General features: G+C 62.0%; 4 protein-coding genes. 3 read left to right on the plus strand and 1 reads right to left on the minus strand.

The window, feature by feature from the left end; translation table 11 throughout:
• Positions 1-19 precede the first annotated feature (19 nt).
• Positions 20-1,396 carry an L-serine ammonia-lyase gene (locus ACTJKT_RS19595; RefSeq protein ID WP_440788225.1) on the minus strand — a complete coding sequence of 459 codons (1,377 nt, stop codon included), beginning with the start codon at positions 1,394-1,396 and terminating at the stop codon, positions 20-22.
• Positions 1,397-1,820: 424 nt separating this feature from the next.
• On the opposite strand from ACTJKT_RS19595, the gene ACTJKT_RS19600 reads away from it, so the two are divergent.
• The 3 genes from ACTJKT_RS19600 (at position 1,821) to choV (ending at position 4,855) form a co-directional block, all read left to right on the plus strand.
• Entirely contained in the window at positions 1,821-2,768 is a 948-nt protein-coding gene (locus tag ACTJKT_RS19600; protein WP_007925988.1) for a choline ABC transporter substrate-binding protein, read from the plus strand.
• 66 nt (positions 2,769-2,834) lie between these two features.
• Positions 2,835-3,680: a choline ABC transporter permease subunit gene (gene choW / locus ACTJKT_RS19605; RefSeq protein WP_025807261.1), complete on the plus strand. Its 846-nt coding sequence runs from the start codon at positions 2,835-2,837 to the stop codon at positions 3,678-3,680.
• On the plus strand, positions 3,677-4,855 hold the full coding sequence (gene choV, locus ACTJKT_RS19610) for a choline ABC transporter ATP-binding protein (protein ID WP_016704219.1): 1,179 nt from the start codon (positions 3,677-3,679) through the stop codon (positions 4,853-4,855). Before choW ends, choV begins: the two co-directional genes overlap by 4 nt.
• The last annotated feature ends 130 nt before the right edge of the window (positions 4,856-4,985 follow it).

Below are 4,985 nucleotides of genomic sequence, written 5' to 3' on the forward strand. Positions count from 1 at the left end.
ATGGACCGCGCAGCGGTCCTCAACATTCAACCGCGCTGACCGCCAAGCCGCCGCGCGATGTCTCCTTATATTTGTCATGCATATCGGCGCCGGTATCGCGCATGGTGCGGATCACCCGGTCCAGGGAAATGAAGTGCTGGCCGTCGCCGCGCAGGGCCATTTGCGCGGCGTTGATCGCCTTCACCGCGGCGATCGCGTTGCGCTCGATGCACGGCACCTGCACCAGGCCGCCGACCGGGTCGCAGGTCAGGCCGAGGTTATGCTCCAGGCCGATCTCCGCGGCGTTGCACAGCTGCTCCGGCGACGCCCCGAGAATCTCCGCCAGGCCGGCAGCCGCCATGGCGCAGGCGGAACCCACCTCGCCCTGGCAGCCGACTTCGGCCCCGGAGATCGAGGCGTTCTTCTTGCAGAGGATGCCCACCGCTGCCGCGCCGAGGAAGAAGTCCACCACGTTGGCGTCGGTGACATCCTCGCTGAAGCGCATGAAGTAATGCAGCACCGCCGGAATGATCCCCGCCGCGCCGTTGGTCGGCGCCGTCACCATGCGCCCGCCGGCGGCGTTCTCTTCGTTGACCGCCAGGGCGTACAGGTTGACCCACTCCATGGCGCTCAGGGTCGAGCCGATCACATTGGGCTTGTTCAATTCCTGCAGGCTGCGGTGCAGCTTGGCCGCGCGGCGCCGCACATTGAGCCCGCCGGGCAGGATGCCTTCGTGTTTCAGGCCCTGCTCGACGCAATCCTGCATGGCCTGCCAGAGCTTCATCAGGCCCGCGCGGATCTCTTCCTCCGAACGCCAGACCTTCTCGTTGGCCATCATCAGTTCGGCCACCCGCAGGTTGTGCTTCTGGCACAGGCTCAGCAGCTCCACGGCGCTGGAAAAGTCGTAAGGCAATTCGGTGCGATCCAGGTCCACCACGCCGCTGCTGGCCTGGGCCTCGTCGACGACAAAACCGCCGCCCACGGAATAATAGGTATCGCGGTGCAACTCCCCGGACTCGCCTTCGGCCACCAGGATCATGGCGTTGGGGTGGAACGGCAGGTTCTCGTCGATCAGCAGCATGTCGCGCGCCCAGACGAAGGGAATCGGCAGGCGGTTGTCGAGCAGCAGGGTATTGGTTTCGCGCAGGGCCTGGATGCGACAACCGATCTGCGACGGATCGATCGCATCCGGCCATTCGCCCATCAGCCCCATGATCACCGCGTTGTCGCTGCCGTGCCCGATGCCGGTGGCCGACAGCGAACCGTAGAGCCTGACCTCGATGCGACGCACCTGGCCCAGCAGGTCTTTTTCCCGCAGCGCCTGGACGAACAGCGCCGCGGCGCGCATGGGCCCGACGGTGTGGGAACTGGAGGGGCCGATGCCGATTTTGAACAGGTCGAAAACGCTGATAGCCATGACTGCGAAACTCCTCGATGAGCACACGCCGGGCGCCAAAACGCCCGGTGGCGAAGCTGCTACGCTCAAGCAGTAATCCGCCGAGATACGCGCATCATCAGGCTTTTGCAGTGTCGTTCGACGTCTCACACCGACTCACTCATGCCCACCAACGCCGTGGCCCGCCGACCTCCGGTTCTGGCCGTTTTTTTGCGGTTCAGACGGGCAAAAAGTGCTGAAAAAAGCTGTAAGCGACCTCACTGACACTGGATGCGACCCTCCCTGTACTGGATACGACGCACCCTGTAGGCGTCAGATTTTCACTGGTACATGATCAGTCTCGACTCGATTGCAAGGCACTGTGGTAGAGCTGTCCCACTCGCCCCAACCGCAACACTTATAAGTGCGGTCAGACACCGCCAGAAAACACCCAGGAGTCCACCCCATGAAAGGTTCCCCGTCGTTGTTGTTGGCCGCCATGCTGAGTCTGCCGCTTCTGGCGCACGCCGCAGAACCGGCGCAATGCAGCACCGTAAACTTCTCCGATGTCGGCTGGACCGACATCACCGTCACCACCGCGACCACCAGCGTCGTGCTCGACGCCCTCGGCTACAAGACCAAGACCACGATGATTTCCGTGCCGGTGACCTACAAGTCCCTGGCCGACGGCAAGAACATGGATGTGTTCCTCGGCAACTGGATGCCGACCATGGAAAACGACATCAAGCCCTACCGCGATGCCGGCACCGTGGAAACCATCCGCGCCAACCTGGAGAACGCCAAGTACACCCTGGCGGTCCCGGAAGAGCTGTACAACAAGGGCCTGAAGGATTTCGCCGACATCGCCAAGTTCAAGAAGGAACTGGATGGCAAGATCTACGGCATCGAGCCGGGTAACGACGGCAACCGCATGATCCAGAGCATGATCGACAAGAACGCCTTCGGTCTCAAGGACGCCGGCTTCAAGGTGGTCGAGTCCAGCGAGGCGGGCATGCTGTCCCAGGTCGAGCGCGCGCAACGGCGCAGCACCGCGGTGGTGTTCCTGGGCTGGGAACCGCACCCGATGAACACCCGCTTCAAGATGAAGTACCTGACCGGCGGCGACGAGTTCTTCGGCCCCAACTACGGCCAGGCGACCATCTACACCAACACCCGCAAGGGCTACGCCGAGGAATGCAGCAACGTCGGTCAGTTGCTGAAGAATCTGTCATTCACCCTGAATATGGAAAGCACCCTGATGGGTAACGTCCTGGACGACAAGATGAAGCCCGAGGCGGCCGCCAAGGCCTGGCTGAAGAAAAACCCCGAGGTACTCGATACCTGGCTCGCTGGCGTGACCACCATTGACGGAAAACCAGGCCTGGAGGCCGTGAAAGCCAAGCTTGCGCAGTAAGTCGCTTACGCCGGGCGGGTTCGCCCGCCCGGGCTGTTTATTCCTTGCATGCGGACGTTCAATACCATGCTCATTGATCAGAAAATCCCTTTAGGCCAGTACATCGCTGCCTTCGTCGAATGGTTGACGCAACACGGCGCCAACACATTCGATGCGATCGCATCGACCCTGGAAACGATGATCCACGGCGTGACGTTTGCGCTGACCTGGTTCAACCCGCTGGCCTTGATCGGCCTGATTGCCCTGTTGGCGCACGTGATTCAACGCAAGTGGGGCCTGACCGCCTTCGTCGTGGCGTCCTTCCTGCTGATCCTCAACCTGGGTTACTGGCAGGAAACCATGGAAACCCTGGCCCAGGTGCTGTTCGCCACCCTGGTCTGCGTGCTGATTGGCGTGCCGTTGGGCATCGTCGCCGCGCACAAGCCGATGTTCTACACCATGATGCGTCCGGTGCTCGATCTGATGCAGACCGTACCGACCTTCGTCTACCTCATTCCTACCCTGACCCTGTTCGGTCTGGGTGTGGTGCCAGGCCTGATCTCCACGGTGGTGTTCGCGATTGCCGCGCCGATCCGCCTGACCTACCTGGGCATCCGCGATGTACCACAAGAGTTGATGGACGCCGGCAAGGCCTTTGGCTGCTCCCGCCGTCAACTGTTGTCGCGTATCGAGCTGCCCCACGCCATGCCGAGCATCGCCGCCGGCATCACCCAGTGCATCATGCTGTCGTTGTCGATGGTGGTGATCGCGGCCCTGGTGGGCGCCGACGGCCTGGGCAAACCCGTGGTCAACGCACTGAACACCGCCGATATCGCCCTGGGCTTCGAAGCAGGCCTGGCAATCGTACTGCTGGCGATCATGCTCGACCGTATCTGCAAACAACCCGAAGCCAAAGTAGGGGGTGACGCATGAGCATAATCCGCTTCGATAACGTCGACGTTATCTTCTCCAAGGATCCACGCGAGGCGCTCAAGCTGCTGGATCAGGGCATGAGCCGCAACGAGATCCTGAAAAAGACCGGCCAGATCGTCGGTGTGGAAAAGGCCAGCCTGGACATCGAGAAAGGCGAAATCTGCGTGCTGATGGGCCTCTCCGGTTCCGGCAAGTCCAGCCTTTTGCGCTGCATCAACGGCCTCAACACCGTGAGCCGCGGCAAGCTGTTCGTCGAGCATGAAGGCCGACAGATCGACATCGCTTCCTGTACCCCGGCGGAACTGAAGATGATGCGCACCAAGCGCATCGCCATGGTGTTCCAGAAGTTCGCCCTGATGCCTTGGCTGACCGTTCGCGAGAACATCAGCTTCGGCCTGGAAATGCAGGGCCGGCCGGAAAAGGAACGGCGCAAGCTGGTGGACGAGAAACTCGAGCTGGTGGGCCTGACCCAGTGGCGCAACAAGAAGCCCGACGAACTGTCCGGCGGCATGCAGCAACGTGTCGGCCTGGCCCGCGCCCTGGCGATGGACGCCGACATCCTGCTGATGGACGAACCCTTCTCCGCCCTCGACCCGCTGATCCGCCAGGGCCTGCAGGACGAACTGCTGGAACTGCAACGCAAGCTGAGCAAGACCATAGTGTTCGTCAGCCATGACCTGGACGAAGCCCTGAAACTGGGCAGCCGCATCGCCATCATGAAAGACGGCCGGATCATCCAGTACAGCAAGCCGGAAGAGATCGTGCTGAACCCGGCGGACGACTATGTGCGTACCTTCGTCGCCCATACCAACCCGCTCAACGTGCTCTGCGGTCGCAGCCTGATGCGCACCCTGGACAACTGCAAACGCATCAACGGCTCCGTGTGCCTGGATCCGGGCGGCGACTCCTGGCTCGACCTGGCCGAGGGCAACACCATCAAGGGCGCGCGCCAGAACGGCGCCAGCCTCGACCTGCAGAACTGGATCCCGGGCCAGGCGGTGGAAGGCCTGGGCCGCAAGCCGACCCTGGTGGACTCCAGCATCGGCATGCGCGACGCCCTGCAGATCCGCTACCAGACCGGCAACAAGCTGGTGCTGCACGACAACAACAAGGTGGTGGGGATCCTTGGCGACAGCGAGCTCTACCACGCGCTGCTCGGCAAGAACCTGGGGTAACAGCGACACAGAAACAAAAACGCCGCGACAGGATCGCGGCGTTTTTGTTTTAGCGGGATTAGGGATTGCTCCCTATTGCGGGAGCGGGTGTTACTGATATTGCGGTAAGCCAGATAGATCGCTTCGCGGG

It is taken from the genome of Pseudomonas sp. 22526 (assembly GCF_052044735.1).
In the GTDB taxonomy this organism is placed as follows: domain Bacteria; phylum Pseudomonadota; class Gammaproteobacteria; order Pseudomonadales; family Pseudomonadaceae; genus Aquipseudomonas; species Aquipseudomonas piscium.

Bases quoted from the DNA above. Each gene is read 5' to 3' on its own strand.
- ACTJKT_RS19595 (WP_440788225.1), bottom strand. From the start codon at position 1,396: ATGGCTATCAGCGTTTTCGACCTGTTCAAAATCGGCATCGGCCCCTCC.
- choW (WP_025807261.1), top strand. From the start codon at position 2,835: ATGCTCATTGATCAGAAAATCCCTTTAGGCCAGTACATCGCTGCCTTC.
- ACTJKT_RS19600 (WP_007925988.1), top strand. From the start codon at position 1,821: ATGAAAGGTTCCCCGTCGTTGTTGTTGGCCGCCATGCTGAGTCTGCCG.
- choV (WP_016704219.1), top strand. From the start codon at position 3,677: ATGAGCATAATCCGCTTCGATAACGTCGACGTTATCTTCTCCAAGGAT.